The sequence below is a fragment of the Sediminibacterium soli genome, from assembly GCF_009939225.1.
In the GTDB taxonomy this organism is placed as follows: domain Bacteria; phylum Bacteroidota; class Bacteroidia; order Chitinophagales; family Chitinophagaceae; genus Sediminibacterium; species Sediminibacterium soli.
Map to the genome: position 1 here is coordinate 647,756 of NZ_JAACJR010000006.1, position 25,822 is coordinate 673,577.

Genomic DNA, 25,822 nt, shown 5'->3' on the forward strand with positions numbered 1-25,822 from the left:
TCGTACAACAAATTACAAAAACCTTCGGAGCGGCGATAACGGGGCGCAAAAAAAAACCCGGACAAAGTCCGGGCATCATTCATCACTGTTTACGGTTTGCTACGGTGCGTTACATCGGCACCACTTCCGCACTCGCATTTACGCGGTTGGAATGCACCACACCGTTCATATCGATGGTACGAACAATGTACTGCGTCTGGTAGTTGGAACCGATGGTTTCGGTGATATCGTATACACCGCTGTGTTTGCTCAGCACTGCGTCCACCACACTCTGCGGAACAGCATTGTTAAGAACGGGCAGCGATATCGGATAGCTTTCACCACGGGGAGCATAGTAACCCAGGGTATACCAGGGACCATTGTCATAGTAAGTAACCCGGTACCAGTCGTCATCCACTTTATACCACATAGTACGCGTTGCCGCGGGATAGGTTACCCTGAAGGCACGGTCTGCATACATTGGCACTACCACGGTGGTTGTAACCGGGGCCACATATACGGTTGAATCCGGTGCGGTGGTATAAATGGTGGTAGTGGTGCTGACGGGTGTGGGGGTTGGCTCCTGTGCCATGGATTTGATTCCTGCGCCTGCAAGTAAGAGCAGGCCTAAGATGATCTTTTTCATAATTCCTGTTTTTAGTAAAAAATTTTACAGCCATACCGATAGGAAAATTATGCCAGCAGGCATCGCCGGCTCCCGGTCTGTCAGACAGGCCATTTGAAGAAATTATTTCGCATAAAAAGCCATCCCCACTGCCGAAATGTAGAGCGGAATGCGCAGGTGGGGAACAGAAACCACAGCAGTTATCGGCGTGGCGGAAGACCGGTAACCCGGCGACGCGATCATCCCTTGCAATTGTCGGTATCGCCCCTTTTCATACCGGATAATGCTGGCTACTTTTACTTTATCAAAAAACAACCACTATGGAACAGAAAACAAAAGTTACGGTCACAGCCACCGTTCATGCACCAGTAGAAAAAGTATGGCAGTCATGGAACAATCCCGACGAGATCGTGCAATGGAATGCAGCTTCTCCCGACTGGCATTCGCCCCGCGCTGCGGTTGACCTGCGTACCGGCGGCACATTCAATATCCGCATGGAAGCAAAAGACGGCAGTATGGGCTTCGATTTCGGCGGGGTATACGATGTGGTTGACGAACACCGGCAGATCGATTATACCATGGGCGATGGCCGCAGGGTTTGGGTAAATTTTGCAGCCGGCCAGGATGGCACCACCCATATCACCGAAACATTCGAAGCCGAAGACCAGCACCCCGTAGATTTCCAGCAAAGCGGATGGCAGTCGATCATGGACTCGTTCAGGAAATACGTTGAAAGTAAGTAGTCGGGGAAGAATTAGTGGATTATGGATTAACGGATTACGGATTATGAATTGATGAGTAATCATCAATCGGCAATCGGCAGTGGCAGTGGCATTCGCCAGTCCCTAATACGCAAATCCGTTAATCCGCCAATCCGCTGATCCTTTTTACCGAACCCCCGCCCCGCTGACCGAATAGCGCGGCAAAAACATCGGTGGCATTTGAGCAGACTACTTAACATTGCAGTTTACTCAACCTTCTCAACTATGATCCTACAACGTTCCCGTGTATACCTGGCCATTGCATTGGCTGCCGGTATTGCATCTGTGCATGCACAGAACACGCCACCTGCCAATGCGCCGCGCCGTGGCTTCGGCACCGAGCAGGCCGATCCGAATGCGCCTGCCACCAAGTACAGTTATTACGATGCATTCGCGCCTTTCTTTTACACCAAGAACGGCTCTGAATACCGGGCTGCTACGGGCGAGCCCGGGCCACGCTACTGGCAGAACCGGGCCGACTACGAACTCGCCGTAAAACTCAACGACGAAACCAACGAGATCGCCGGCACCGAAACACTTACCTATACAAACAACAGTCCGCAGAAAATGGGCTTTGTCTGGATGCAGCTTGACCAGAACCTGTTTAAACCCGATTCGCGCGGCAGCCTGATCGTTCCCACCACCGGCAGCCGCAATGCCGGTCACGGGCAGGTGTTTGACGCGGGTTTTACAATCAAATCGGTAAAACTGCTGGGCGGAGCCAATAATGCAGCGGCAACAGATGTAAAGTTCCTGATCGAAGACACGCGTATGCAGGTGTTCCTTCCCAAAGAACTCAATGCGAACGGCGGTGTGCTGAAACTGAAAATTGAATTTTCGTTTACCTCACCCGAGTATGGTTCCGACAGGATGGGCATCCTGAAAACAAAGAACGGAAAGGTATTCACCGTTGCGCAGTGGTATCCGCGTATGTGCGTGTTCGACGATGTGCTGGGCTGGAACACCCTGCCCTATACCGGCCCCGGGGAATTTTACCTCGAGTACGGCGATTTCGATATCAAGATCACGGCACAGGCAAAGGACATCGTGGTGTGTTCCGGCGAACTGCTGAATCCGCAGGAAGTGTATACCGCCGATCAGTTGAAACGCTGGGCTGCCGCTGAAAAAAGCGAAAAAACAGTGATCATCCGGTCAAAGGACGAAGTGACGGATCCCGCATCACGCCCTTCGGGCAAACCGGAACTGACCTGGCATTTCCGGATCAAAAATGCCCGCGATGCTTCCTGGGCCGCCTCGCCCGCATTTGTTATCGACGCGGCGAAAATGGTATTGCCCAGCGGCAAAAAATCGACTGCCATCTCTGCCTATCCCGTAGAGAGCGATACCGCCAGCAATGGCTGGAGAAGGTCTACCGAATTCGTCAAGGAATCCATCGAATTCAATTCCGGCAAATGGTTTGAATATCCCTACCCCGCCGCTACAGCGGTTGCAGGCGCACCCGGCGGCATGGAATACCCCGGCATCGTGTTCTGCGGCGCACGCGCCAGCGGCCGCGGTTTATGGGGTGTGCACGATCATGAGTTCGGTCATACCTGGTTTCCGATGATCGTTGGGTCGAATGAAAGACTGTATGGCTGGATGGATGAGGGTTTCAATACTTTCATCAATACACTTTCCACCAACGATTTCAATAAGGGCGAGTTCAGGTCTGCCCGCCGGGCGGATATGCACCAGCTGGCCGCCCTTGTTTATACCGTTCCAACGCTGGAACCGGTACTGAGCAATGGCCCGGATAACCTCAAGGAAAGAAACAACGGCACTTTGCTGTACAGCAAACCCAGTCTGGGACTGGTTATGCTGCGCGAACAGATACTCGGGCCCGAGCGTTTTGATTTCGCTTTTAAGACCTATATCAACCGCTGGGCGTTCAAACATCCCACACCCGATGATTTTTTCCGCACCATCGAAAACGCCGCGGGCGAAAGCCTGCAGTGGTTCTGGCGCGGCTGGTTTGTGAATAACTGGCGGCTGGATGTGGGCGTACGCGGGGTGCGGTATGCAGACAGCACCGATTATTCAAAGGGCGCATTCATTACGCTCGATAACCTGGAAAAAATGGCGATGCCCGTTATACTGGAGATCAAAACAAAAAGCGGCAAGACCAGCCGGGTGAAACTGCCGGTTGAGATATGGGAACGCAATACAGGCTGGACCTTCAAATATCCTTCCAGCGAGGAGATCGAATCTGTAACTTATGATCCAGACCGCGTGTTTCCGGATCATAACAACAGCAATGATGTGTGGACTGCTGCCAAAACCAAATAACTGCTGGCTATTGATAAATCCTGAAATCGGGGAATGGGAAATGGAACTATCGCAACAGCCATTTCAGCATTGCCCGGTTCACAAATACAATCCGCCATGTCAAACAGCATCGATAACTACATTGCTCCGTTTCCGGAAGACACAAGGGAACGCCTGCAGAAATTCCGCGAAACGATAGCGAAGGCCGCGCCGGGTGCGGAAGAAACCATCGGCTATGGCATCCCCACTTTTGTGTTGGCGGGTAACCTGGTTCATTTTGCAGGTTATAAAAACCATATCGGTTTCTATCCCGCCTCCTCTGCCATCCGGGAATTTGCCGATGAACTCGCTGTTTACAAAACGGCCAAAGGATCCATTCAATTCCCGCTCGATCAGAAAATGCCCTGGGCGCTGATCACCAGGATGGTCAAATTCCGGGTAAAAGAAAACCTCGCCAAAGCGAGGGCTAAAGCCGGGGGGCGAAAAAAATAGCGGGTGGGCATGCCTTTGCTTTCTGTTCAATGGCTGCACTGTTACATTGCTACATGGTTACATGGCTATTACTGTTAAACGATAAACAATTTAACAGTAATAGCCATGTAACAATTCACTCCCATTCTATTTCCGCTTCGCCTTAAATTCCGAACCCTCTTTCCATTTCGGCCATTCCCTGTCAAAAACGATCCTCCTGCCTACGCGGAACAGCAGTTCAAGATCCTGCATGGCGCCATCCAGGTTCCACCGTGCCGGATCGTATTCGTCCTTGGGCTGGTGGTATAAATGATCTGTATAAAATGCATGGAACGCCTCCCCTGCCGCTTTTCCTTTCTCTGCATCGTCTACACCGCTTTCGGTGGTCAATGCAGGCACACCCGCTTTGGCAAAATTGAAATGATCGGAACGGAAATAACTTCCTGCCTCGGGATGCGCTTCGGGCGCTATATACCTTCCTTGCTTTTTCGCTTCCTCCGCCAGGTAGTCTTCCAGGTCTGACTGACCCGAGCCTACGATCTGAAAATCCCTGGTCTTACCCATATTGTTGATCACATCGATATTGATATTGGCAAGCGTTTTTTCAACCGGGTATACCGGGTACGCCGAATAATATTGGGAACCCAGCAGCCCCTGTTCCTCACCTGTTACAGCCAGGAACACCACGGTGCGTTCGGGTTTTGTCTTCATCGATTTGAAAGCCCTTGCCATCTGCAGCAGGGCAGCTGTGCCGCTGGCATTATCCAGGGCACCGTTGTAAATGCTGTCGCCCATCGCATCCGGTTTGCCGATCCCGAAATGATCCCAGTGCGCGGTGTATATAAGGTATTCATCCGGGTACTTACTGCCGGTGATCCTGCCGATCACATTTTTCGAATTCTTGAAATCGGCTTTCACTTTCATGGAGGTACTGACTGCGGTCTTCAGCGGAACGGCCCTGAACCCTTTTTCATTGGCTTTTGTGAGCATAGCCGTATCCTGACCCGAGGCGGTGATGATTTTTCTGGCTGCCGCTTCCGTGATCCATCCTTCAACAGCACAGCGATATTCGTTGCTGCCACGCGTATCGAGGTGCAGCTGCGATTTGCCCCAGGAATTCTGTACCACCGAAAAAGGATAGGAAGCCGATACAGTGTTGTGTATCACCAGGCAGCCTTTGGCGCCCTGTCTTGCCGCTTCTTCGAATTTATAGGTCCAGCGGCCATAATACGTCATCGCCTTCCCTTTGAACAGCGCCGAATCACCGATGCCGCGGTGACCGGGATCGTTTACCAGCACCATCACCACTTTGTTCTTTACATCGATCCCTGCATAATCGTTCCAGCCGTATTCGGGTGCCACCACACCGTATCCCGCAAAAACCACCTCGTTTGCATCCAGCGAAACCTGGGGATCGGTATTCTCCGTCCATATCACATAATCGTCTGTTTTCTTCAGGTCAAAGCCTGTTTTCTGCGCCTGCACTTTCATAACCGGCGATAATTCCGGCGATATTTCCACCATGGGCACGTCCTGGAAATAGCTGCCGCCATTACCGGCTTCCAGGCCAATGGATGCGAATTGCTTTTGCAGGTAGTCAACCGTAACCGCTTCTCCTGCGCTGAAAGGTCTTCTTCCCTGGAAAGAATCGGAAGCCAGTATTTTGATCTCGGCAACCAGGCTGTCTTTGTTCAGACCCGATACGCCGTCGTTATCGTCAACCGATGAGGTGGAAGATTTGCAGGCCGCGATAAGGACCAGCGAAGCAACCAGCCAATGTTTTGTTTTCATAGGGAATGATTAAATAACGGTGAAAGAAATTACATGTATTTCTTCTGTAAGTTATACAATACGCTTTTATCCGCCTCATTGATGCGCCGGGTGGTGTCCTGCATAAAATGACGTTTGAAGGCGCGGATGGCCGCTGTGGTGTCTTTCACATCATAGCCTACCATGCGCAACGCCTGTATATGGTTGAAACCCGCGGGCACAGAATCGCGGGTATCATCGAACCAGAGACCGAACCCCTTATCGGCCAGTTTTTTCCAGGGAAAATAAACATTGGGATCGACTTTTCTTGCAGGCGCAATATCACTGTGACCGATAAAGTTGGCCGCGGAGATGGCGTACTCGCTTTTTAATCTGCCCAGCAGGCTGAGCAGGCTGTTGATCTGCAGGCTGTCGAATGACTGAAACCCGTTGTTATCGAGTTCAATGCCGATCGAGGAAGAGTTTACATCGATCAGGTTTCCCCAGCGGCTTACCCCGGCATGCGCGGCCCGCAGGTAATCGTTCAGCATATGGTGCACCGTTCCGTCTTTGCAGATCACATAATGCGCGCTCACGGCCGACCGGGGCGTGGTAAACGTGGTCAGGGTTTCGGGACAGGAATGCTGCGCTGTATGGTGGATGATCACAAAACTCGGTTTGCGCAGGTTAAAATTGGTGGTGCCCACCCAGTAAGCAGGTTGTTTGATCGTATCGTTGACAGGGTCAACCGGCTGTCCCAGCAACTGTCTGGTCAGTGACTTCGACCGTTCGCGGTACATTTTATTGGTACTGCCATAAGGTTTCGGGCTGCAGGCATATATCACCAGAACGATGGCCGCAAATACGATGGTTTTTTGTTTCATACCGGTTGTTTTTTTTATAGCGCCGGTGGGGCAAGTGATAAAGGGTGTAAAATACAAAGAGTCGGCTATTCCGTTTTCAATACAGTTTATCAGCGGTATGTATTTCGAGGCTCCCGATTCCCCACCCCGTCCGCCATGTCAGCCCAGCGCCTATCTTTGGAGAAACCGGTGAATATGTCGTTACAATTAGGAAGATCTGTTTTTGGCGACCCGTTACATACAGGCAATACCTTAACCAGGGAGGAGGCGATGCAGCTGTTTGATGAATGGGTACTGAACCCGCGCCTCAAACTGCATATGCTGCAGGTGGCCGCGCTTATGAAAGCATGGGCTTTGGAAAAAGAGGGGCTGAACGAGTCCGGCAGCTGGCACTGGGAAATGGCCGGTCTGCTGCATGATGCCGACTGGGATCAATGGCCCGAACTGCATTGCAAAAAAATCATCGAAGAACTGGAAAAACGGAAGGTGGATCCCGAGATCATCCATGCCATCGCATCGCATGGGCACCTGCATTTTGGGGTGATACCGGAGACAAAAATGGACAAGATGCTGTATGCTTTCGATGAACTGTCGGGGCTGATCCATGCCTATTCGCTTATGCGGCCCGGGGGGTATGCCGGCATGGACCTTACAGGCGTGAAAAAACGTCTGAAGGAAAAATCCTTCGCCGCCAATGTATCCCGCGACGATATCAGCGACGCCTGCGAACGGGCCGGTATCCCGTTAGACGAGCTGGTAGCCTTTATCATCCCGGTACAGGCAGCGGCAGGATCGGGTGTAGGGAACGATTAATTTTTTCACAGGCAACCGTTCTGCAGCCGGCTGCGTCTTTGGTAAGGTAATACAAACACTAACACTATGGAACGCAGACATTTTATTGAAACCTTATCAGCGCCCGTGCTGGTAGCATGTGCTGTATGTATGGGAGCCTGCAGCAAAAGCGGCGGTGGCACCAATACCGGCGGCACCAACGGCGGTGGCACCGGCGGTTCGGCCAGTTTTACCGTAGACCTTGGCAGTAACCTGCTGGCTGTTGGTTCATCGCTGGTTCAATCGGGTGTGATCATTGTGCGGCTGGCCGCAGGAAACACACCGGCGTCTTTTACCGCCGTACAGGTGGCCTGCACCCATGAAGGCACTGCGATCAACTACAATGCCTCGCAGAACAAATTTATCTGTCCCAACCACGGCTCCACCTTCTCCACGAATGGCGCCGTAACACTCGGTCCCGCTGCCGCCAACCTGAAAAGCTACAATATCAGCATCAGCGGAAATACGATGACGATTGCGGGATAAAGAAAAGAGGAAAAGGGGAACAGATGAACAAGGAACGGAGGAGCAAGGAATGGCGATCGGATTGAGGAAGAATGGTGGCCGGCTTGTTTCGGCAATTCGATGGCTCTGCTCAACTGTTCATCTGTTCCCTGCTCGTCTGTTCATCTGTTCCTTACTCCGGTTCCTGCTGGCTGAGGCAATGGAAACTGCCGAGGCCCCAGATGATGTCGGTAGAATCAATGCCCGTTACCTCCCTGTCGGGAAAACACTGTGACAGCAGGGACAGGGCCTTGTCGTCTTTGTCGCAGCGGTAGGTAGGCACGATTACATGGCCGTTGCTGATGTAAAAATTGGCATAGGATGCAGGCAGACGCTGGTCTTCGTATACCACGGCATCGGGCATGGGAAGTTCAACAATAGTAAGCTGCCGGCCATTCAGCAAGCGCATCGCTTTGAGTTGTTTCAGGTTATGCTGCAGTAATTCGTAATTCTCATCAGCTTTGTCTTCTTCGATCACGGTAACCACGGTGTCTTCGTTCACAAAACGAACGGTATCATCGATATGTCCATCGGTATCGTCGCCCACAATACCTTCATCCACCCACAATACCTGCTCCACGCCATAATAGTCAAACAGGTATTGTTCTATTTGCTGCTGGTTAAGATGCGGGTTGCGGTTGGGGTTCAGCAGGCAGGCAGTGGAAGTAAGCAGGGTTCCTTTTCCGTTGAATTCAACAGAACCCCCTTCCATTACGATACCGGGATGGTGCACCGGCATAGCAAAATGTTTACCGATCAGCGTGGGGATCACATCATCCAGGTCATAGGGCGGGTATTTGTCGCCCCAGGCATTGTAGCCCCAGTCAACGATCACTTTCTTTTGCGCTGCCGAGGGATTAACCAGAAATGCCGGCCCATGATCCCGGCACCAGGCATCATTTGTCGGATGCAGGAAGAACTGAACCTTCTCCATGTTCACGCCCGCATTGCGCAGATGCGCTGTTGCCGCAGACCGCATGGCCTCATCGGCAACATTAATCCGCACCAGTTCCGTTTCGGCAAGGTATTTCACAAACAGGCTGTAATTGGGATAGATGGCATCGATCTTACCCGGCCAGCTGGCTTCCTTATGCGGCCAGCTCAGCCAGGTGGCTTCATGCCTGGCAAATTCGGCGGGGAAATAATAACCCAAAGATTTGGGCGTCGGTAAAGCAGTAACAGTATTCAAAGTTGTTTTTTATGCTGCAGTTAATGATTGACGGAGAGTATTCAGCATGAAGGAAGCTCCGCACGGAAATGATTCGAGCGTTCCCTGCCTGCTATTCTTCATCAATAAATCGCCTGGTTATCTGCTGGTAGGAATCGATCCGCCTGTCGCGCATAAAAGGCCAGTGTGTGCGGTAGCGTTCTGTTTTTTGGGTATCGATGTCCACCACCGCAACCTCTTCTTCCTCGTGCGATGCTTTGTATAATAAACTGCCGAACGGATTGCTGACAAAAGAGCCACCCCAGAATTTCATGGCGCCGTCCTGTTCAAACCCTACCCTGTTTACACTCACCACATGTACGCCGTTGGCAACGGCATGACTGCGCTGTATTGTTTGCCAGGCATTGTACTGCTCCGTATTGGTCTCCGCATCCTGCGAACTGGCCCAGCCGATTGCTGTGGGATAGAACAATATCTCGGCTCCCATCAGCGATGTGATACGCGCCGCTTCGGGATACCACTGGTCCCAGCAGATCAGCACCCCGAACGTGGCAAATTTTGTTCTGAAAACCTTATAGCCCAGGTCGCCCGGGGTAAAATAAAATTTCTCGTAATAGGCAGGGTCATCGGGGATGTGCATCTTGCGGTATTTGCCAAGATAGCTGCCATCGGCGTCGAGCACCGCGGTGGTGTTATGGTAAAGCCCCTGCGCGCGTTTCTCAAACAGCGAGGCGATGACCACTATGTTCAGTTCCGCGGCTACCGCACTGAGCGCATCGGTGGACGGACCGGGAATTGCTTCCGCCAGATCAAAATTGCGGTAGTCCTCCACATCGCAGAAATACAGCGAGGTGAACAGTTCCTGCAGGCAAACGATCTGCGCGCCTTTTGCCGCAGCTTCGCGCAGTTTGCTGATCGCTTTTGCCAGGTTCTCCTGTTTGTTTGCCGTGCAGCTCATCTGCACAAGACCTATTTTTACGATTGACATATGCTATACTTGAGAAGGTTAATCAATAAACGGCGAAACACAAGCCCGTAACTTTAGGTGATCTGCTGTATGAACGCGTTAAAACCGGATACACCCAGCGTTTTCTGGGTACAGAATCCTTCCCCAAATCCTACGCCAATCCTTTTGCCGAGCATCAGCGCCCTTGCTTTTATCGTTTCCAGAAACTGCGGCGTGGAGATATAGGTCTGCGGCTCGTCGCTGTCGGGGTTGGGGTTGAAGAACTGCGTACCATAGGCCAGTATCGACTCTATCTTGCGATCCATGTGAGCGGTAATGTCCACTACAAAAGAAGGTTCGATAAACCTGTCCTGGATATAGTGAAACACATAACTCGGCTTCCATACTTCCTGCGGCTGCCCGTCGGAAACGGTTTCAATTTTTCGCAGTCCTGCCAGGAAAGCCGCGTCGGCAACCAGTTTACCGCTGCGTCCATGGTCGGGGTGACGGTCTTCGAGCGAATTGGCCAGCAGGATGCGGGGCCGGTATGTACGGATAACGGTGATAACTTTGCGGAGGCTGGCTTCGTCGTTCTGAAAAAAACCGTCGGCAAGACGCAGGTTTTCGCGCACATCGATGCCCAGTATGCGGGCAGCGGCAGCGGCCTCCTGGTCACGGATATCCGCAGAACCGCGCGTACCCAGTTCTCCCCGGGTAATGTCTACAATGCCTACTTTTTTCCCCTCCGCCATGGCGGTAAGAAGGGTGCCCGAACAGCCGAGTTCCACATCGTCGGGGTGCACCCCGAAAGCGAGTATGTCGAGTTGTGTCATAGTCTTTTTGCTGGCTGCAAAAGTAATGTCAAATCCCGAATACGGCAGGCATTTAACGATAGCATACATACAGCGCCGGGCAGCGGCCGGTTCAGGGAAGGGATATGAGCAGCAAAACCAGCATGGTCAGGACCAGCAGGATGCCGGATAATTTTTTCTGCGTCATGGCTTGCATTTTCTTAATGACACGAAACAGCCCGTTTGTGTTACCTCGCGGCGTCTCTTTTTTTGGGACCGGTAAAAGAGGGTAAAAAAAATCCCGCCGGAGGCGGGATAATATGATCGCAGCAAAAGCTTAGTCTTTCTTTGCGTAACGCTTTTTGAATTTGTCGATACGACCCGCAGTATCCACCAGTACGTTCTTACCGGTATAGAATGGATGCGAAGTATTCGAGATCTCCAGTTTGATCAATGGATATTCGTTGCCGTCTTCCCATTTGATGCTCTCTTTGGAACCGGCTGTAGACTTGCCCAGGAAGGAGGTACCGTTACTCATGTCTTTGAAAACAACAAAACGGTAGCTTTCCGGATGGATACCTTGTTTCATACGATTGTTTTTAGGTTGCACGGATTTGGCCGTACGATTATTAAAAGGATGGCAAAGGTAGCATAAATGCGGGAAGGGAAAAAGAACTCGGGAAAATTAATAATCAGTACTTAGTAATAAATAACTTACATATTATATTTAAAATGTAATTAATTAATTAGTTCTTCATATTCACATACTGCAGGGGCAGCCCCAGCTGTGCACCGCGGCAGAGGGCGATCACTTCCTGGAGATCGTCGATCTTTTTACCGGTAACGCGGATGATATCGTCCATAATGGCCGCCTGTACCTTGATGCCGCTGTCCTTGATCAGTTTAACGATCTTTTTGGCATCATCCTGTTTCAACCCATTGCGTACGGTCACTTCTTTCTTCACCACCTTGCCGCTGGGATAAGCGTCCTTGCTGAAATCGAAGGCACCGGCATCGATGCCCTGTTTCATGGCGCGACTGATCACCACATCGATCACCTGTTTCATCTTCATATCGCTCTCTACCTCCAGGCTGATCACATAGCTTTTTTTATCCAGCTCGATCGAAACCGGAGATCCCCGGAAATCAAACCGGTTGCTGATCTCTTTTTTCACGGTGTTAACCGCATTATCGAGGGTCTGCAGATCCACTTCGCTGGCAATGTCAAAAGAAGGCATATCATTGGCTTTCGACAAATATCGTTAAATCCGGGAATTCAGGGGAAGGAAACCTGAGCCGGCGTGAGTTATCGTAAGTTGTTGTGAGGCGGAGAAAAAAAAAAAATTGAGGCACCGAATATTTTTGCTCTGCCTCCTGCTGCTCCGTTCCTTGTTCTTCCATTCCTTGCTCCTTGTTCTTCTGTTCCTCTGTTCCTTTGCTCCTTGTTCTTCCGTTCCTTGCTCCTTGCTCTTCTGTTCCTTGCTCTTTGCTCTTCTGTTCCTCTGTTCTTATTCTTCCGTCACACGAAAAAGCCCCGATAGACATCGGGGCCGGTTCTATATAATGCACATGAGAAAAAACGATTATCTGGGTCCAAAGTTGCCGATCTGTGCAATATGATGGCGGGCTTTTGGTATGAACGGCGTTAATGAAATGTTAGCAGGATAAACAACCGCGTATTTTACGGAGAACACTGCGTTTGATTTGCCGTTTCATTACATGAACGGTTGTTAGTTGTTACCACCACCCACACGGTTGGTTTCATCAACGGTATTGCGTTTACGCTGCTGCACGGTTTTGCCTTTATTGAACCGGTAACTGAAGCTCAGGTTCAGCTGCCGGCTGTCGCGCTGCTGGCGGATACTGACATCGATATTCTGGTATTTGCTGTAGCCGCTGAATATTTGTGTGAGGAATACATCGCGCAATACCAGCCTGATGGAACCTTTGTTCTTCATCACCTGCTTGGAAATGCCCAGGTTCATACCCCACATATCGTTCGATGCCAGCACGCCCTGTACCTGCGGCGACCTGTAAAAACCGCTCAGTTCCCCACCCCATCCTTTCGGGAAACTGAACTGGTTGTTTACGTTGGCCATAAAAGAACTTCCGTTCACTTCAATATAACCGCCGTTTACGATACCGCTGAATTTGTTGTTGAATGCATTCAGGTAAACACTTGTCCTGAACCATTTTGTCACCGGCGCATTCAGGCTGACCGAAACGCCGAAGCTTTGTCTTTTCGCAATATTGGCTTTCTTGATAAAACTGGTATTGGTGCTGTCTACCTGTTCCAGCACTTCCTGGATGATATCATTGGTTGTACTGTAATTCAATGAGGTGGTCAGAAAACCGCGGTAGGTATGGTTCAGCTCAATATTATGGCTGAATTGTGGGTTCAGGTAAGGATTGCCCACCTGGTAGGTGTATTTATCCAGGAAGTTATAGAAAGGGTTCAGGTCCTGGTAATTCGGACGATCGATACGGCGGCCATAGCTCAGGCCAAACTGGTGTTTATCGCCCGGCGTAAAACTCAGGTACGCAGTGGGGAACACCTGGGTGTAACTCCTGGTAAAGGTTTGCCCGCTGGTTAGCTGGTTACCCCTGATATTGGTGTTCTCCATACGCAAACCCAGTTGTGCGCCCCATACCTTGGTGAGCTGCTTACTCAGATTCAGGTAAGCGGCATTGATGTTTTCCCTGTATAAAAAATGATTGCTGCGCGCTATGTCCACATCGTATTTGCCCGCGGTATTATTCCAGTTGGCGTACTGCGCGTTGTTATCGGTGCTTACATAACTGCTTTTCAGACCGGCTTCAAAACGGCTTCCGTTTTTCAGGGGCTGCAGGTAATCCAGTTTGCCGCTGTAGATATTGATATCGGAAGGGATATTGCCTTTCAGCAGTTCATCGGGTTTCTGCTTGTTGCCCGCATTGTCGTAGAACAGGTTGCTCAGCAACTGGTCGGCGCCCGAGCTGTAGTTCACGTAATCCAGGTCCATGGTCAGTTCTTTACCCGCACTGTCAAATACATGTCTGCCGTTTATGTTCACGCCCACATTCCTGAAAAAAGATTTCATATCGTTAACCGCCTGGGTACGGGTGGTCAGCGCTCCCGATGCGTTGTTGATCAGTGTCACATTGTCCACGAGTTCGGTGTTGCGGCTGTCGTAACCGGTTACCACCACGCCGAGTGTTGTTTTCCGGCTCATAAAATAATCAACGCCGGCCTTATAGTTAAGTCCTTTGTTATCCCGCATACTGTGTGCGTTCTGGTCAAATACCGAGAGCACGTTAGCCCCGCTCTTATCGCGGAACCTGCGTAAAATATACAGGTCGCCAAAGTTCTCGCTGTAGTTGGTGCTTGCGTTGCCGAAAAAGTTGAGTTTGTTATGACGGTAATTGAGGTTGGCGCTGAGGCTGGCTTTGGGATAGATGCCCTGCGCATAACTGGCCGTAACACTGCCGTTATACCCCATGGTCTTTGTTTTCTTGGTCTTGATATTGATCACACCCGAATTACCCGACGCGTCAAACTTGGCCGGCGGGTTGGTCATGATCTCTATCTGGTCCAGGTTGGCGCTGGGCATGCCTTTCAGCATATTGGCCAGGTCGGCGGAACTCAGGTAAGTGGGCTTGCCGTCCATCATCACCATCACGCCCTGTTTTCCCTTCAGGCTGATGTTGCCGTCTTTGTCAACAGAAATACCCGGCGATTTTTCCAGCAGTTCCATAACCGTGGTGCCGGTATTGGAAGGAGTGGCATCCACATTGATGATGGTCCTGTCCACTTTCTGTTCAACAAAAGGACGCTGCGATACCACCGTAACACCACTCAATTCCCTGGATGCGGTTTGTAATACGATCGGCTTAACGGTATACGAAGGACTGGCTTCGCTGATCTCAAATGCCTCGCTGTAAAATTTTACAAAACCCAGCGATTGGGTCATCACCCGGTACCGCCCGTTTGCCACTTTTTCGATCGCAAACTGACCGGCTTTGTCCGATACAGCCATTTTTACCATGGCCGAATCCTTTACCCTAACCAGGGCCACCGATGCAGATTCCACCGCTTTGTCGGCCCCGGAAACAGTGCCGTTCACTTTCCCGTTTGATTGTGCTTGGCTGACAAATGAAAAGGATAAGATCCCGAAAGCAGTCAGCAGGCTTAGCAATTTCTTCATGATTATCAATTTATTAGATTAAATTTTTAGAACTATTTGTTGCTAATTACAGGTCAAAACTATGTACTATGTTTTGCATAGTACATAGTTTTACAATGAGCGGCGCTAAATGAGGATGAATGGTAGGGATGGGAAGGCGGCGAGTGCCGGAGGAGCTTGAGGGGGCGTGAGTTATCGTGAGACCTCAGACATAAGACAGGCACTGTTCTGAAGCGGGATCGGGGTTGTGGCGTGAAGGGGTGAATCACTATTGGCGTGATCTGGCGGGAGTCACTACATTCAGCAAAAAAAAACTGCTGGATGGAGGCCAAACAGCAGCTTGAAAAATTCTTACCTGTCAGATCAAGTCCTGACTATTACAACGCACGATTGATGTTTGCCGTTTCTCCGTTAAACCATTTTTTTGATTTCACGATCAGCACTACGCCGGCTATGACCAGCAGCAGGGAGATGATCTCGGCCTGTGTTGGTTTGAAGGGAAGGAATTCGTATTTCGTATTGATCCGTATCTGTTCGATGAAGAAACGCTCCATGCCGTTAAAGATGAGGTAAAGACCGGATAGCTGTCCTGCCAGTTTGATGCGTTTGCGCACAGACCAGAGTACAAAGAACAGCACCAGGCACATCAGGAATTCATACAGCGACGTAGGATATACGCCCACGGGCAATTGGTTGCAGTACTGACCTGCACAGTCCCGGATCGGCGTTCCTTCCTGCAGCACATTGTGCGGGTATTTGTAAGACCACATCCAGTCGGGCAGCCAGGCAAAAGGTTTGCGGCTGATATTCGGTTCACCCCAGTCGCCATCGCCCGAGAGATGGCAGCCCAATCGCCCTACGGCATAGGCCAGCATCATGGCAGGCGCTGTGGCATCGCAGAGATGGATGACACTGATGTTTTTCTTCCTGCTGTAATAAATAATGGCGGCTCCCGCGCAGATCAGTCCGCCGTAAAAAGTAAGTCCGCTGAAAGATACCAGCGAACCCCATGGGTCTTTTACAAATTCGTTCCAGTTCTCCAGGTTATGAAAGATCTTGGCGCCGAGAAAACCGAATATGGCGGCGTAGATCACGATGTCTCCCACCCTGTCGTGCGGCCAGATGCGTACGGTGCGTGTTTCCGGTTTCTCCAGACGCTGTTTGCGTTTCTCCCACCATTTCAGTCCGCAGAACAGCGCGCCGGTTGCCAGTCCGAGCCATGCGTTGCCGCGCGCGGAAAGAATAAACGATTGCGGGTCGTTCAGGGCGTCGTCGATCGTAAAGGCGCCGATGATCTTATAGCCGAATATAAACCCGAGTATAAAATTCACAAAGAGTTCGCTGAACGATGCCGGTGCGCCGATGGTGATGGTTTCATCGGTATGTTGAAACAAACCCTGCTGCTGTTTGCGTTTCAGTTCTTTGGTCAGTATCCATGCCGCGGCAAGAAACGACAGCGCCACCACAAAGCCGAATGTGTTTACGATCTTCAATCCGTTCCATTCAACCCCAAAAAAATCTCTGAATGCGTAGTATAAATTAGGATACATGTGGTCGGTGCAGTTTTAGCGCTGAAAGATGCAATGTTAGTTGTTTCGATTGATATGCCGAAGGCAGAAATGATGACCCGTTCCAATTCCCGAAAAAAGTAAGGCCCCACTTGCGTGAGGCCTGTACTTACTAACCCATCTATAAACAAAACTAAGTGAAAATTAATTACAATGTTTATCAAATTCTGAAATCAGGTGCTGCGCAATCACCTGGGCCGGACGGCCTTCTATCTGGTGACGTTCCACCATGCTCACCAGTTTCCCGTCTTTGAACAGGGCTATGGCGGGCGAGGAAGGCGGGTAAGGCAGCAGATGCGATCTTACCTGGTTAACGGCTTCCACATCAAAGCCGGCAAAAGCGGTGGTAAGCCTGTCAGGGCGTTTGGCCGAATTATGCACCGCCATCAACACACCCGGTCTGCAAGCGCCTGCTGCACAACCACATACGGAATTAATAACTACTAATGTGGTGCCTTTCTTCTGCAAGGTTTCATCCACTTCACTGGCTGATACCAGCTCATCAAAGCCGTTTTCGGTAAGCTCGGCTTTCATCGGTATTACGATTTCTGCGGGATACATATCAGGGTCTCCTTCTTTCTTTGGTTTGAAAAACAAAGGTACATTAAAAGTACATACATCTATGTACACGCTTTTGAACAGACAAAATGGCTTTAACACCCCTTTAATAAGGTCATTTTGTCATATTTTCATCTGCTTTTCGACCATATCCGGCAGGAAAAACGCAATGGTATACTGTTTGGGCCTGGTTGATCAAATCATTAATCAAACAAAACAACAGATCGTATGACACTCGTAAAACACAATCCATCTAACCTGGGCGTATTATTCGATGAGTTCTTTCAGGGTTTTCCCGGCACATGGGGAAGGGATATCCAGAACGGTTTTTCTCCTGCCGTAAACGTGCACGAGACCAGGGATGCCTACCATGTTGAACTGAACGCTCCAGGCCGCAACAAGGAAGATTTCAAGATCAGTCTCGACAAGGGCCTGCTCACCGTCAGCTATGAGAAACAGGCTGAGTCGGAGAACAAAGATTACAAAACGATCCGTAAGGAATTTTCGTACAGCGGCTTCAAACGCAGCTTTACGATCGATGATAAGATCAATGTGGCCGGTATCCAGGCAAAATATGAGAACGGGGTGCTGAAAGTATTCCTTCCCAAAAAAGAAACGGTGACTGTTGAACCGCAGCAGATCGCCATCAGCTGACAAGTAAGAAAGTACTGTTTCATAAGCAGTTGGTTTTGGTTAAAGCGCCTCGTGTATCTACACGGGGCTTGTTTTTTTACCGTAACCGGTAATATTTTACAGGAAATGCCTACTTATGCAAAAAGCTTTTGCATGAAGAAATGGTGTTGTGCACTGATGATGGCCATGTGCTGGCTGGTTACCGATGCGCAGAGCGGCGTTTCCTCTCTTTTGTGGCAGGTCAGCGGCAACGGACTGCAGCAGCCCTCCTACCTGTTTGGCACCTTTCATATTGTCTGCAAAGACGATTTCCAGATCACCGATACCCTGCAGCAGAAACTGCTTTCAACCCGGCAGCTGTACGGAGAACTGGATATGGATACGCCCGGTCAGGAAATGCAGCTGGCACTGAAAATGATGATGAAGGACAAAACCCTGCAGCAGCTTTTTTCTCCCGCCGATTACAAACAGGTAAGCGACAGCTTCCAGCGTATTACGGGTATGCCGCTGGCGATGTTCAACAATTTTATCCCGTTTGTGCCCATGAGTCTTGCCGTACTCAACAGCGTTGCCTGCGCGGAAAAACTGCAGCCCGAAACAGAATTCATGAAAATTGCAAAGCAGCACCAACTCGAGGTGCTGGGTCTGGAAACGATACAGGACCAGGTGGATGCGATCAATACGCAGCCGATTGATTCGATGGTATTGCAGCTGAAAAACATGCTGCTGAATTTTGACAGCAGCAAACAGTCGATGCAGGAGATGATAACGATGTACAAAAAAAGAAATATCGATACGATCTACGGGTACATGAAAAGCAAAGGCGTGGGTGCGGAATTTGAAACGGAACTGCTGATCAAGCGCAACCGCCGTTGGGTGCCGCTGATAGAGAAGGCCATGACAGACAAACCCAGTTTTTTTGCGGTGGGCGCCGGTCATCTCGGCGGACCGGAAGGCGTTGTAAGCCTGCTGCGGAAACAAGGATACCAGGTAAGTCCTGTCAGCTATTAACCAGACGAATGCCATCGGAAAAGGAATTCATAACATTACTCAACCAGCACCAGAAGATCGTACACAAGGTCTGCAACCTGTATATGGACAGGCATTCGGACCGGGAGGATCTTTTCCAGGAGATCACGCTGCAGGCATGGAAGGCATATGGCAGCTTTCGGGGAGACGCCAAATTCTCTACCTGGCTGTACCGGGTGGCATTGAACACTGCGATCACTTTTTTCAGGAAGGAGAAAAAACAACCCGAAACCTACTCAACCGATACGGTTCCGGAAAGACCCGATGATGGATACGACCCGGTGGAAGAACAGGTAAAAGCCATGTATGCTGCAATAGGCGAACTGTCAAAAATCGATAAGGCGATCATAATGCTCTACCTCGAAGACTATCAATACAACGAGATCGGCGAGATGATGGGCATCACCGCCAATAATGTTGCGGTAAAGATGAACCGTATCAAAACCAAACTGAAAGAGAAAACCCAACAACAAATGGCGCATCAATAAAACGGAACATGGAATTAGACGACCTCAAATACCATCTGCAAAACAAACTGGCCAACGATCACGCGGGCAGGTCCGACAATGATATTGCTTCGCTGCTGAACCGTAAAACGATTTCCCTGACGGAGAAACTGCAAAAGAACCTCTGGTTCGAAATCGTCTGCAGTATCCTTGTGGTGATTGGTTTTTTCGCGATCAGTTTTGTTACGTCTTACGCCTCCGTGAGAATTTATTTCAGGGTGTTCGGCCTGCTTTCGCTCGGCTTTATCGGATTGCTGTTCTTCCTGCTCAAACGAACAAAAACGCTCAGCGCCACCGCCCTGCCGGTAAAAAGCAACCTGCAGACGATCGTGAAGATCATGGAAGAATTTATCAAACGGTATTTCCAGTTTACGATGGCGCTGATACCGATCTGTATCGTCTTTGCCTTTATCCTGATGTACACCGATAACCAACGCATAGCCGCTGCCGACCACCTGGCTAAAAACCGTTTCAACCATTCCTGGAAAGTGATCGCATTTGTACTGGTATACTTCACCGCTCTGGCAACCGGCGTTTATTATTTCACCAAATGGTACCTGCGCAAACTGTACGGCAGGTATGTGCAGCAGTTGAAAGAATGCATCGGCGAACTGGAGGAAGAAGAGAAATAACCGTGCAAAGAAAATTATGCGGGTGGAACGCGCCTACTGTTTTACCTCTGCGCAGCCCTGTTTTACCCTGGTATCAACAATGTACTGGATCTTCCAGCCATTGGCGGTTCTGACAAGCTGGAAGGAGTTGATACCGCAGTGGCTGAACTGGCCGTTCATATAGAACTGGTAGGGCGTCCAGACCGAAGCCAGGGCACCCTCCTGTTTTACCATATCGAAACTGATCCGCTCGTCGGCCGACCCCTTTGGCAGCGTAGCGATAAAAGCGGCAAAAGCGGCAAGCGGCTGGGTTTTTACCACGGCTCCGCCTGTCTTATCGCGCGCTATGGTTTGCATGATGGCACTGTCAGTGAAACATTCCTTCAGCAATACCGCATCGCTGCGCTTCATTGCCAGGAACAGTTTTTCAACAGTTCCCTTCACCGAATCAACCGCGGTCTGCGCCTGCAAAGCGCCGCAGCAGGATACGAGCGACAATACGAAAAACAGTTTTCTCATTTTAATCGTTGCGTTTTCTTCAGTTCATGCTATCGCAGGTACCCTAAAATCTTCAGCATACTCTGCGCCGTCTGTTCTTTTGCATACACCCAGTCAACCAGTTTGCCGTTCTTGTCGTGCTCCACAATGATGTGCTGCGGCGATGGTATCAGGCAGTGTTTGATGCCGCCGTAGCCGCTGATCTGGTCCTGGTAGGCGCCGGTATGGAAAAACCCTACGTACAATGATTCTTTGTTGGCAATCTCTGTTTTGGGTTCGTTCGAAGCCAGCTTGGGCAGGAACACTTCGTTGATATGTTCTTCGGAATCGTAATAATCGTGGCTGTCGCAGGTAATGCCGCCCAATACCACCCGGTGGTATTCATTCTCCCACTTGTTGATCGGCAGCATCAGGAATTTTTCACCTATGCCCCAGGTGTCGGGCAGCGTGGTAATAAAAGAAGAATCGATCATATACCAGCACTCGCGGTCATTCTGTATCTTCTGTCCCACCACACTGTAAATATGCGCCATGCTTTCGCCAACCGTAAAACTGCCGAACTCGGTGTAGATATTGGGCATGGGCACTTTGGCCTTCTTGCAGGCTTTCTTGATATTACCCACGATCTCGTTGATCATGAACTGGTAGTCGTATTCAAAACCCAGCGAGTGTTTGATCGGGAACCCGCCGCCGATATTGATCGAATCCAGTTCGGGACAGATCTTCTTCAGCTGGCAGTACAGGTTGATGATCTTGTTCAGCTCCGACCAGTAATAGATATCATCCTTGATACCCTTGTTCAGGAAGATATGGAGCATTTTTAACTGGAAGCGGTCTTCATAGCCCTCGATCTCATCCACATAGAACTCCAGTATGTCTTTTGCCCGGATACCGAGGCGGGAAGTATAGAACGGGAAAGTGGGTTCCTCTTCCGCGGCAACGCGTATGCCAAGACGGAAGGGCTGTTTAACGCTGCGTTTGTAAGCGGTCAGTTCTTCCTTGTTATCCAGTATGGGGATCACGTTCTTGAACCCGGTATTGATCAGTTTGGCTATACGGGAGGTGTAGGCTTTCTGTTTGTAGCCGTTGCAGATGATATAGGTTTCCTTATTGATCTTGCGCCGCTCGTACAGGCGGTTGATGATCTCGATATCGTAGGCGTACGATGTTTCCAGATGGATATTGTGCTTCAGCGCCTCCTCTACCACAAAAGAAAAATGCGAGCTCTTGGTACAGTAGCAATAATAATATTCGCCCTCGTAATTGTGTTTTCTGAAAGCATTGGCAAACATCTTCTTGGCCTTGTTGATCTGCATCCCGATCTTGGGAAGATAGGTAAGCTTCATGGGCGTACCGTACTTATCGATCAGCGCTTTGATGTCAAGACCATTGAATTGGAGGTAACCGTCATCATTCAGGTCAAAGCCCTCCTGGGGAAAATGGAAGGTCTGGTTGACCAGCGAAGTATAGCTATTGTTCATTTACCGGGTTAGCGTTTTTTAGCGTGAGCAGGAATAACACGCAAAAATAATAGAATGTTGATATGGATGGGGAAAGAAATGGTTACTTTTTGGGAAAGGGGGCATGAGACATGAGGCCTGAGTTGAGGGAGTTGGGGGATAAAAAAACCGGAGCTTGGGGCTCCGGTTTATATGGGTGGTGATTTTTGGCTGTTATTTTACAGAAGCGATCAGGGCTTTGAAGCTGGCTGGTTCGTTCATGGCGAGATCGGCCAGTACTTTACGGTTGAGGTCGATGCCTTTTACCGCAAGTTTGTTGATGAACTGGCTGTAGGTAAGACCTTCTTCCCTTACGGCTGCATTGATACGCGCGATCCAGAGCTGGCGGTATTCGCGTTTTTTCAGTTTGCGGCCTACATAGGCGTATGTCTGACCTTTCTCTACGATGTTCTTCGCTACTGTATAGACGTTTTTACGTTTGCCGTAAAAACCTTTGGCCTGTTTGAGAACCCTTTTTCTCCTGGCCCTTGATGCTACTGCATTTTTTGAACGTGGCATGTTGTATCAGTTTGGGGTTTCCGCCGGGGCGGAATAACCGGTTTGTTAATGTGGGTGATTATCCTTTCAGACGTAATAAACGCAGAACGAAATCTTTGTTGGTTGAACCAACCAGACCTTTTTTACGCAATGCTCTTTTGCGTTTGGTGGATTTCTTCGTGAGGATGTGACGTTTAAAAGCTTTCTGGAAGGTGATCTCTCCTGTACCGGTCACCTTAAAGCGCTTCTTGGCGCTGGAGTTTGTTTTTACCTTTGGCATGTTTGATAATCTGTTACGATTATACCCTGCTGGCGTTCCCGAACGGTCGGGAAACTTGTTGAGCCTTGTGGGAAATGGAGCGCAAAGGTAGGAAGGAGTTGCGGGAATTGCAAGAAGAAAAAGAAATTGGCAGCAATCAATCAATAATTAATCATTTATAATATTAAAATGATTAATTACCAATCGGTTACTGCCAATAATGACTATTTCTTCTTCCCTGTTTTGGGCGTAAATATCGCGAACATGCGTTTGCCTTCCAGTTTGGGCATGCTTTCAAGCGTACCCGCTTCTGCCAGACGTTCCGCAAATTTCAGCAGCAGCAGCTGGCCCCTGTCCTGGAACATAATGGCGCGGCCCTTGAACTGCACATAGGCTTTTACCTTGTTGCCGTCTTTCAGGAATTTTTCTGCGTGCTTGGCTTTGAAGTCAAAATCATGGTCGTCTGTTCCAGGCGTAAAGCGGATCTCTTTGACCTCGCTCTGCTTGGAGTTAGCCTTCATCTCCTTTTCCTTCTTCTTCTTTTCGTAGAGGAATTTCTTATAGTCGATCACCTTGCAGACCGGCGGATCGGCGGTTGGAGATATCTCCACCAGATCCATTTCCTGCGCCTGTGCAATTTTGAGTGCTTCCTGTGTGGGATAAACGCCGACCGTTACGTTGTCGCCTACCAATCTGACCTGTGGTACCCGGATTCTCTCGTTGATACGATGTTCAGGCTCGGGCTGCCTGTTAAACCTGGGGTTGAATCTTCCGCCCCCTCTTGGTGGTAATGCCATTAAAAGCTGTTTAATGAATAATTGTTTTCGTGATAAAGGTAGATAATTTGAAAATTTGAAAATTTGAAAATTTGGGAATGGAGGAGGTAATGGTTAAATGGTTGGATGGCTTTCTTGCTGTTTTGCGCGGCCATCCGACAATTTAACAAGTATCCCCGTTTTCATTTTCAAATTTTCAAATCATCAAATTTTCAGATTATTTCCTATTTCCTGTTTTCTATTTCTTCAACGATCGCATCTACAAATGCCGATATATCCTGGGCGCCGATATCTCCCTGGCCCTGGCGGCGCACCGAAACCTTGTTCTCTGTCATTTCCTTTTCGCCCACCACCAGCATATATGGCACTTTCATCAGTTCGGTATCGCGTATTTTCTTACCGATCTTTTCCTGCCTGTCGTCGATTTCCACCCGAACACCTGCGCGTTTCAGCCGCTTTTCCACCTCCAGCGCATACGCCTGGAACTTGTCACTGATAGGCAATATCCGTGCCTGAAGCGGCGCCAGCCATACGGGGAATTTGCCCGCATAATGCTCCAGCAGGAAGCCGATAAAACGTTCATGGGTACCCAGCGGCGCCCGGTGTATGACCAGGGGTATCTCGGCTTCGTTCTCCTTATTGGTGAAGGAAAGACCGAAACTGCGCGGCTGTGCAAAATCCACCTGGTTGGTGGCCAGCGTAAACTCCCTTCCTATCGCGCTCCATATCTGTACGTCGATCTTGGGACCGTAAAACGCACCCTCTCCTTTTACTTCCACAAAAGGAACCCCTGTTTCAATGAGTACATTTCTCACCAGTTCCTCGGTCTCCTTCCACAACACGGGTTCGTTGATGTATTTCTGCCCCAGTTTCTCCGGATCGTGCAGTGACAGGCGCATCACATACTTCTCGATCCCGAAGATCTTGAAATATTTCAGGTACATATCGTTCACCGCCTGGAACTCCTGTTTGAACTGTTCTTTGGAACAATAGATATGCGCATCGTTCATGTGCAGGCAGCGCACGCGCATCAGGCCAAACAGTTCACCGCTCTGTTCATACCGGTAACAGGTGCCGTATTCGGCTATCCGGTAAGGCAGGTCGCGGTAGCTTTTGGGTTCCGCATCGAATATCTTATGGTGATGCGGACAGTTCATTGCCTTGAGGTAGTACTTCTCTCCTTCGAGTTCCATCGGCGGGTACATACTGTCTGCATAATACGGCAGGTGCCCGCTGGTCAGGTACAGGTTCTCTTTGGCGATATGCGGTGTTACCACGCGCTTGTACCCCGCGGCCTGTTCTGTTTCCTTTGCCAGTTTCTCCAGTTCTTCGATGATCACGGTGCCGTTCGGCATCCAGAGTATCAGTCCCTGGCCGATATCATCGTTCATGGTATAGATACCCAGTTCTTTGCCCAGTTTGCGGTGATCGCGTTTCTTCGCTTCCTCCAGCATCACCAGGTATTCGTCCAGTTCTTTCTGGTTGGGGAAGGTGATGCCGTATACACGGGTAAGCATTTTGTTTTTCTCATCGCCTTTCCAGTAAGCACCCGCAATACCTGTCAGCCGGATGGCCTTGATAAAACCGGTGTTGGGAATATGCGGTCCGCGGCACAGATCGGTAAACCCGCCCTGGCTGTAAAAGGTGATGCTGCCGTCTTCGAGGTTTTGCAGCAGGTCTATCTTGTACTGGTCGCCTTTGTCGTTAAAATACTGTAACGCATCCGACTTGGTTATTTCCCGGCGGTTATACGGATTGGCCTGTTTGGCCAGATCGTTCATTCTTTTTTCCAGTTCCCGCAGGTCCTCCTCGGTCATCTTACGATCGCCCAGGTCCATATCGTAATAAAATCCTTTGTCGATGGCAGGTCCAACCCAGAACTTCACCCCGGGAAACAGCGCTTCCACCGCCTCCGCCATCAGGTGGGCGGATGAATGCCAGAACGTGCTTTGTCCCTCGGTATCCGTCCAGGTAAGCAACTGCAGGGCAGCGTCCTGGTTGATGGGGCGTGTGGCATCCCATACTTCTCCGTTTACTTTGGCCGCCAGCACTTTTTTGGCCAGGCCTTCGCTGATCGATTTGGCGATGCCCAGTGCGGTCGTCCCATTCTCATACTGCCTTACGGCTCCATCCGGAAAACTGATATTGATCATTGTTGCTGTTGAATCGTCTTTTTACAAGGAATGCAAAGGTAGGGGACAAATGGCAATTGGCGATTGCCGATTGGGGATGGCCGATTGCCGATGGATTGCGGATTAGCGCGCTGCTGGC

At 50.0% G+C, this 25,822-nt stretch carries 27 protein-coding genes; 9 read left to right on the forward strand and 18 right to left on the reverse strand.

All coding sequences use genetic code 11. The features are described 5' to 3' along the window. Positions 1 to 109: 109 nt before the first annotated feature. The gene (locus tag GWC94_RS06860; RefSeq protein ID WP_161834286.1) at positions 110 to 625 is read right to left on the reverse strand and encodes a hypothetical protein; all 516 of its coding nucleotides are present in this window, start codon (positions 623 to 625) and stop codon (positions 110 to 112) included. A gap of 299 nt (positions 626 to 924) precedes the next feature. Between GWC94_RS06860 and GWC94_RS06865 the strand changes: the two genes are divergently transcribed. The 3 genes from GWC94_RS06865 (at position 925) to GWC94_RS06875 (ending at position 4,122) form a co-directional block, all read left to right on the forward strand. Continuing rightward, positions 925 to 1,347, forward strand: a complete 423-nt coding sequence (locus GWC94_RS06865) for an SRPBCC family protein (protein ID WP_161834287.1) — start codon at positions 925 to 927, stop codon at positions 1,345 to 1,347. 243 nt (positions 1,348 to 1,590) lie between these two features. Then, on the forward strand, positions 1,591 to 3,651 hold the full coding sequence (locus tag GWC94_RS06870; protein WP_161834288.1) for a M1 family metallopeptidase: 2,061 nt from the start codon (positions 1,591 to 1,593) through the stop codon (positions 3,649 to 3,651). A 96-nt stretch (positions 3,652 to 3,747) separates the two neighbouring features. Next, the gene (locus GWC94_RS06875; protein WP_161834289.1) at positions 3,748 to 4,122 is read left to right on the forward strand and encodes an iron chaperone; all 375 of its coding nucleotides are present in this window, start codon (positions 3,748 to 3,750) and stop codon (positions 4,120 to 4,122) included. 126 nt (positions 4,123 to 4,248) lie between these two features. Here the strand turns inward: GWC94_RS06875 and GWC94_RS06880 are convergent, their stop codons facing one another. Both GWC94_RS06880 and GWC94_RS06885 read right to left on the reverse strand, forming a co-directional pair. Further along, a complete protein-coding gene (locus GWC94_RS06880; protein ID WP_161834290.1) occupies positions 4,249 to 5,892 on the reverse strand; it encodes a M28 family metallopeptidase in 1,644 nt (547 codons plus the stop codon). Positions 5,893 to 5,921: 29 nt separating this feature from the next. Beyond that, positions 5,922 to 6,734 carry an N-acetylmuramoyl-L-alanine amidase gene (locus GWC94_RS06885; RefSeq protein ID WP_161834291.1) on the reverse strand — a complete coding sequence of 271 codons (813 nt, stop codon included), beginning with the start codon at positions 6,732 to 6,734 and terminating at the stop codon, positions 5,922 to 5,924. Between the two features lie 174 nt (positions 6,735 to 6,908). On the opposite strand from GWC94_RS06885, the gene GWC94_RS06890 reads away from it, so the two are divergent. Beyond that, positions 6,909 to 7,526 (forward strand): hydrolase, encoded by a 618-nt coding sequence (locus GWC94_RS06890; RefSeq protein ID WP_161834292.1) that lies wholly within the window; start codon positions 6,909 to 6,911, stop codon positions 7,524 to 7,526. Positions 7,527 to 7,592: 66 nt separating this feature from the next. Beyond that, positions 7,593 to 8,030: a QcrA and Rieske domain-containing protein gene (locus GWC94_RS06895; protein ID WP_161834293.1), complete on the forward strand. Its 438-nt coding sequence runs from the start codon at positions 7,593 to 7,595 to the stop codon at positions 8,028 to 8,030. Between the two features lie 151 nt (positions 8,031 to 8,181). Here GWC94_RS06895 and GWC94_RS06900 read toward each other — a convergent pair whose 3' ends face one another. The 9 genes from GWC94_RS06900 to GWC94_RS06940 all read right to left on the reverse strand — a co-directional run bounded on the left by GWC94_RS06900 (position 8,182) and on the right by GWC94_RS06940 (position 17,245). Then, complete coding sequence (locus GWC94_RS06900; protein WP_161834294.1) at positions 8,182 to 9,237, reverse strand: agmatine deiminase family protein; 1,056 nt, start codon at positions 9,235 to 9,237, stop codon at positions 8,182 to 8,184. Positions 9,238 to 9,328: 91 nt separating this feature from the next. Further along, entirely contained in the window at positions 9,329 to 10,204 is an 876-nt protein-coding gene (locus GWC94_RS06905; RefSeq protein WP_161834295.1) for a carbon-nitrogen hydrolase, read from the reverse strand. A 53-nt stretch (positions 10,205 to 10,257) separates the two neighbouring features. After that, positions 10,258 to 10,995, reverse strand: coding sequence for a bacillithiol biosynthesis deacetylase BshB1 (gene bshB1 / locus GWC94_RS06910; RefSeq protein WP_161834296.1), 738 nt, complete (start codon positions 10,993 to 10,995; stop codon positions 10,258 to 10,260). Between the two features lie 295 nt (positions 10,996 to 11,290). Next, positions 11,291 to 11,542: a type B 50S ribosomal protein L31 gene (locus tag GWC94_RS06915; RefSeq protein WP_161834297.1), complete on the reverse strand. Its 252-nt coding sequence runs from the start codon at positions 11,540 to 11,542 to the stop codon at positions 11,291 to 11,293. A 157-nt stretch (positions 11,543 to 11,699) separates the two neighbouring features. After that, positions 11,700 to 12,191 (reverse strand): YajQ family cyclic di-GMP-binding protein, encoded by a 492-nt coding sequence (locus GWC94_RS06920; protein ID WP_161834298.1) that lies wholly within the window; start codon positions 12,189 to 12,191, stop codon positions 11,700 to 11,702. A gap of 1 nt (position 12,192) precedes the next feature. Then, on the reverse strand, positions 12,193 to 12,498 hold the full coding sequence (locus GWC94_RS06925; RefSeq protein ID WP_161834299.1) for a hypothetical protein: 306 nt from the start codon (positions 12,496 to 12,498) through the stop codon (positions 12,193 to 12,195). Between the two features lie 185 nt (positions 12,499 to 12,683). Then, positions 12,684 to 15,137, reverse strand: a complete 2,454-nt coding sequence (locus tag GWC94_RS06930) for an outer membrane beta-barrel family protein (RefSeq protein ID WP_161834300.1) — start codon at positions 15,135 to 15,137, stop codon at positions 12,684 to 12,686. Between the two features lie 356 nt (positions 15,138 to 15,493). Beyond that, on the reverse strand, positions 15,494 to 16,666 hold the full coding sequence (locus tag GWC94_RS06935) for a prolipoprotein diacylglyceryl transferase (protein ID WP_161834301.1): 1,173 nt from the start codon (positions 16,664 to 16,666) through the stop codon (positions 15,494 to 15,496). Positions 16,667 to 16,828: 162 nt separating this feature from the next. After that, positions 16,829 to 17,245, reverse strand: coding sequence for a BrxA/BrxB family bacilliredoxin (locus GWC94_RS06940; RefSeq protein WP_161834302.1), 417 nt, complete (start codon positions 17,243 to 17,245; stop codon positions 16,829 to 16,831). A gap of 225 nt (positions 17,246 to 17,470) precedes the next feature. Between GWC94_RS06940 and GWC94_RS06945 the strand changes: the two genes are divergently transcribed. The 4 genes from GWC94_RS06945 to GWC94_RS06960 all read left to right on the forward strand — a co-directional run bounded on the left by GWC94_RS06945 (position 17,471) and on the right by GWC94_RS06960 (position 20,042). After that, positions 17,471 to 17,896, forward strand: a complete 426-nt coding sequence (locus GWC94_RS06945) for an Hsp20/alpha crystallin family protein (protein ID WP_161834303.1) — start codon at positions 17,471 to 17,473, stop codon at positions 17,894 to 17,896. Between the two features lie 132 nt (positions 17,897 to 18,028). Further along, a complete protein-coding gene (locus GWC94_RS06950; protein WP_161834304.1) occupies positions 18,029 to 18,886 on the forward strand; it encodes a TraB/GumN family protein in 858 nt (285 codons plus the stop codon). Between the two features lie 8 nt (positions 18,887 to 18,894). After that, positions 18,895 to 19,392 (forward strand): RNA polymerase sigma factor, encoded by a 498-nt coding sequence (locus GWC94_RS06955; protein WP_161834305.1) that lies wholly within the window; start codon positions 18,895 to 18,897, stop codon positions 19,390 to 19,392. A gap of 8 nt (positions 19,393 to 19,400) precedes the next feature. After that, positions 19,401 to 20,042: a hypothetical protein gene (locus GWC94_RS06960; protein WP_161834306.1), complete on the forward strand. Its 642-nt coding sequence runs from the start codon at positions 19,401 to 19,403 to the stop codon at positions 20,040 to 20,042. Positions 20,043 to 20,075: 33 nt separating this feature from the next. Here the strand turns inward: GWC94_RS06960 and GWC94_RS06965 are convergent, their stop codons facing one another. The 6 genes from GWC94_RS06965 to thrS form a co-directional block, all read right to left on the reverse strand. Continuing rightward, positions 20,076 to 20,540: a hypothetical protein gene (locus GWC94_RS06965; protein WP_161834307.1), complete on the reverse strand. Its 465-nt coding sequence runs from the start codon at positions 20,538 to 20,540 to the stop codon at positions 20,076 to 20,078. A gap of 29 nt (positions 20,541 to 20,569) precedes the next feature. Continuing rightward, complete coding sequence (locus GWC94_RS06970; protein WP_161834308.1) at positions 20,570 to 22,000, reverse strand: type III PLP-dependent enzyme domain-containing protein; 1,431 nt, start codon at positions 21,998 to 22,000, stop codon at positions 20,570 to 20,572. Between the two features lie 192 nt (positions 22,001 to 22,192). Next, positions 22,193 to 22,537 (reverse strand): 50S ribosomal protein L20, encoded by a 345-nt coding sequence (gene rplT / locus GWC94_RS06975; RefSeq protein WP_161834309.1) that lies wholly within the window; start codon positions 22,535 to 22,537, stop codon positions 22,193 to 22,195. Between the two features lie 58 nt (positions 22,538 to 22,595). After that, a complete protein-coding gene (gene rpmI / locus GWC94_RS06980) occupies positions 22,596 to 22,796 on the reverse strand; it encodes a 50S ribosomal protein L35 (RefSeq protein WP_161834310.1) in 201 nt (66 codons plus the stop codon). Positions 22,797 to 22,999: 203 nt separating this feature from the next. Next, on the reverse strand, positions 23,000 to 23,572 hold the full coding sequence (gene infC / locus GWC94_RS06985) for a translation initiation factor IF-3 (protein WP_161834311.1): 573 nt from the start codon (positions 23,570 to 23,572) through the stop codon (positions 23,000 to 23,002). Positions 23,573 to 23,775: 203 nt separating this feature from the next. After that, the gene (gene thrS, locus GWC94_RS06990; protein WP_161834312.1) at positions 23,776 to 25,704 is read right to left on the reverse strand and encodes a threonine--tRNA ligase; all 1,929 of its coding nucleotides are present in this window, start codon (positions 25,702 to 25,704) and stop codon (positions 23,776 to 23,778) included. Between the last annotated feature and the right edge of the window lie 118 nt (positions 25,705 to 25,822).

Bases quoted from the DNA above. Each gene is read 5' to 3' on its own strand.
- GWC94_RS06860 (WP_161834286.1), bottom strand. From the start codon at position 625: ATGAAAAAGATCATCTTAGGCCTGCTCTTACTTGCAGGCGCAGGAATC.
- GWC94_RS06865 (WP_161834287.1), top strand. From the start codon at position 925: ATGGAACAGAAAACAAAAGTTACGGTCACAGCCACCGTTCATGCACCA.
- GWC94_RS06870 (WP_161834288.1), top strand. From the start codon at position 1,591: ATGATCCTACAACGTTCCCGTGTATACCTGGCCATTGCATTGGCTGCC.
- GWC94_RS06875 (WP_161834289.1), top strand. From the start codon at position 3,748: ATGTCAAACAGCATCGATAACTACATTGCTCCGTTTCCGGAAGACACA.
- GWC94_RS06880 (WP_161834290.1), bottom strand. From the start codon at position 5,892: ATGAAAACAAAACATTGGCTGGTTGCTTCGCTGGTCCTTATCGCGGCC.
- GWC94_RS06885 (WP_161834291.1), bottom strand. From the start codon at position 6,734: ATGAAACAAAAAACCATCGTATTTGCGGCCATCGTTCTGGTGATATAT.
- GWC94_RS06890 (WP_161834292.1), top strand. From the start codon at position 6,909: ATGTCGTTACAATTAGGAAGATCTGTTTTTGGCGACCCGTTACATACA.
- GWC94_RS06895 (WP_161834293.1), top strand. From the start codon at position 7,593: ATGGAACGCAGACATTTTATTGAAACCTTATCAGCGCCCGTGCTGGTA.
- GWC94_RS06905 (WP_161834295.1), bottom strand. From the start codon at position 10,204: ATGTCAATCGTAAAAATAGGTCTTGTGCAGATGAGCTGCACGGCAAAC.
- bshB1 (WP_161834296.1), bottom strand. From the start codon at position 10,995: ATGACACAACTCGACATACTCGCTTTCGGGGTGCACCCCGACGATGTG.
- GWC94_RS06915 (WP_161834297.1), bottom strand. From the start codon at position 11,542: ATGAAACAAGGTATCCATCCGGAAAGCTACCGTTTTGTTGTTTTCAAA.
- GWC94_RS06920 (WP_161834298.1), bottom strand. From the start codon at position 12,191: ATGCCTTCTTTTGACATTGCCAGCGAAGTGGATCTGCAGACCCTCGAT.
- GWC94_RS06925 (WP_161834299.1), bottom strand. From the start codon at position 12,498: ATGTCTATCGGGGCTTTTTCGTGTGACGGAAGAATAAGAACAGAGGAA.
- GWC94_RS06930 (WP_161834300.1), bottom strand. From the start codon at position 15,137: ATGAAGAAATTGCTAAGCCTGCTGACTGCTTTCGGGATCTTATCCTTT.
- GWC94_RS06935 (WP_161834301.1), bottom strand. From the start codon at position 16,666: ATGTATCCTAATTTATACTACGCATTCAGAGATTTTTTTGGGGTTGAA.
- GWC94_RS06940 (WP_161834302.1), bottom strand. From the start codon at position 17,245: ATGTATCCCGCAGAAATCGTAATACCGATGAAAGCCGAGCTTACCGAA.
- GWC94_RS06945 (WP_161834303.1), top strand. From the start codon at position 17,471: ATGACACTCGTAAAACACAATCCATCTAACCTGGGCGTATTATTCGAT.
- GWC94_RS06950 (WP_161834304.1), top strand. From the start codon at position 18,029: ATGAAGAAATGGTGTTGTGCACTGATGATGGCCATGTGCTGGCTGGTT.
- GWC94_RS06955 (WP_161834305.1), top strand. From the start codon at position 18,895: ATGCCATCGGAAAAGGAATTCATAACATTACTCAACCAGCACCAGAAG.
- GWC94_RS06960 (WP_161834306.1), top strand. From the start codon at position 19,401: ATGGAATTAGACGACCTCAAATACCATCTGCAAAACAAACTGGCCAAC.
- GWC94_RS06965 (WP_161834307.1), bottom strand. From the start codon at position 20,540: ATGAGAAAACTGTTTTTCGTATTGTCGCTCGTATCCTGCTGCGGCGCT.
- GWC94_RS06970 (WP_161834308.1), bottom strand. From the start codon at position 22,000: ATGAACAATAGCTATACTTCGCTGGTCAACCAGACCTTCCATTTTCCC.
- rplT (WP_161834309.1), bottom strand. From the start codon at position 22,537: ATGCCACGTTCAAAAAATGCAGTAGCATCAAGGGCCAGGAGAAAAAGG.
- rpmI (WP_161834310.1), bottom strand. From the start codon at position 22,796: ATGCCAAAGGTAAAAACAAACTCCAGCGCCAAGAAGCGCTTTAAGGTG.
- infC (WP_161834311.1), bottom strand. From the start codon at position 23,572: ATGGCATTACCACCAAGAGGGGGCGGAAGATTCAACCCCAGGTTTAAC.
- thrS (WP_161834312.1), bottom strand. From the start codon at position 25,704: ATGATCAATATCAGTTTTCCGGATGGAGCCGTAAGGCAGTATGAGAAT.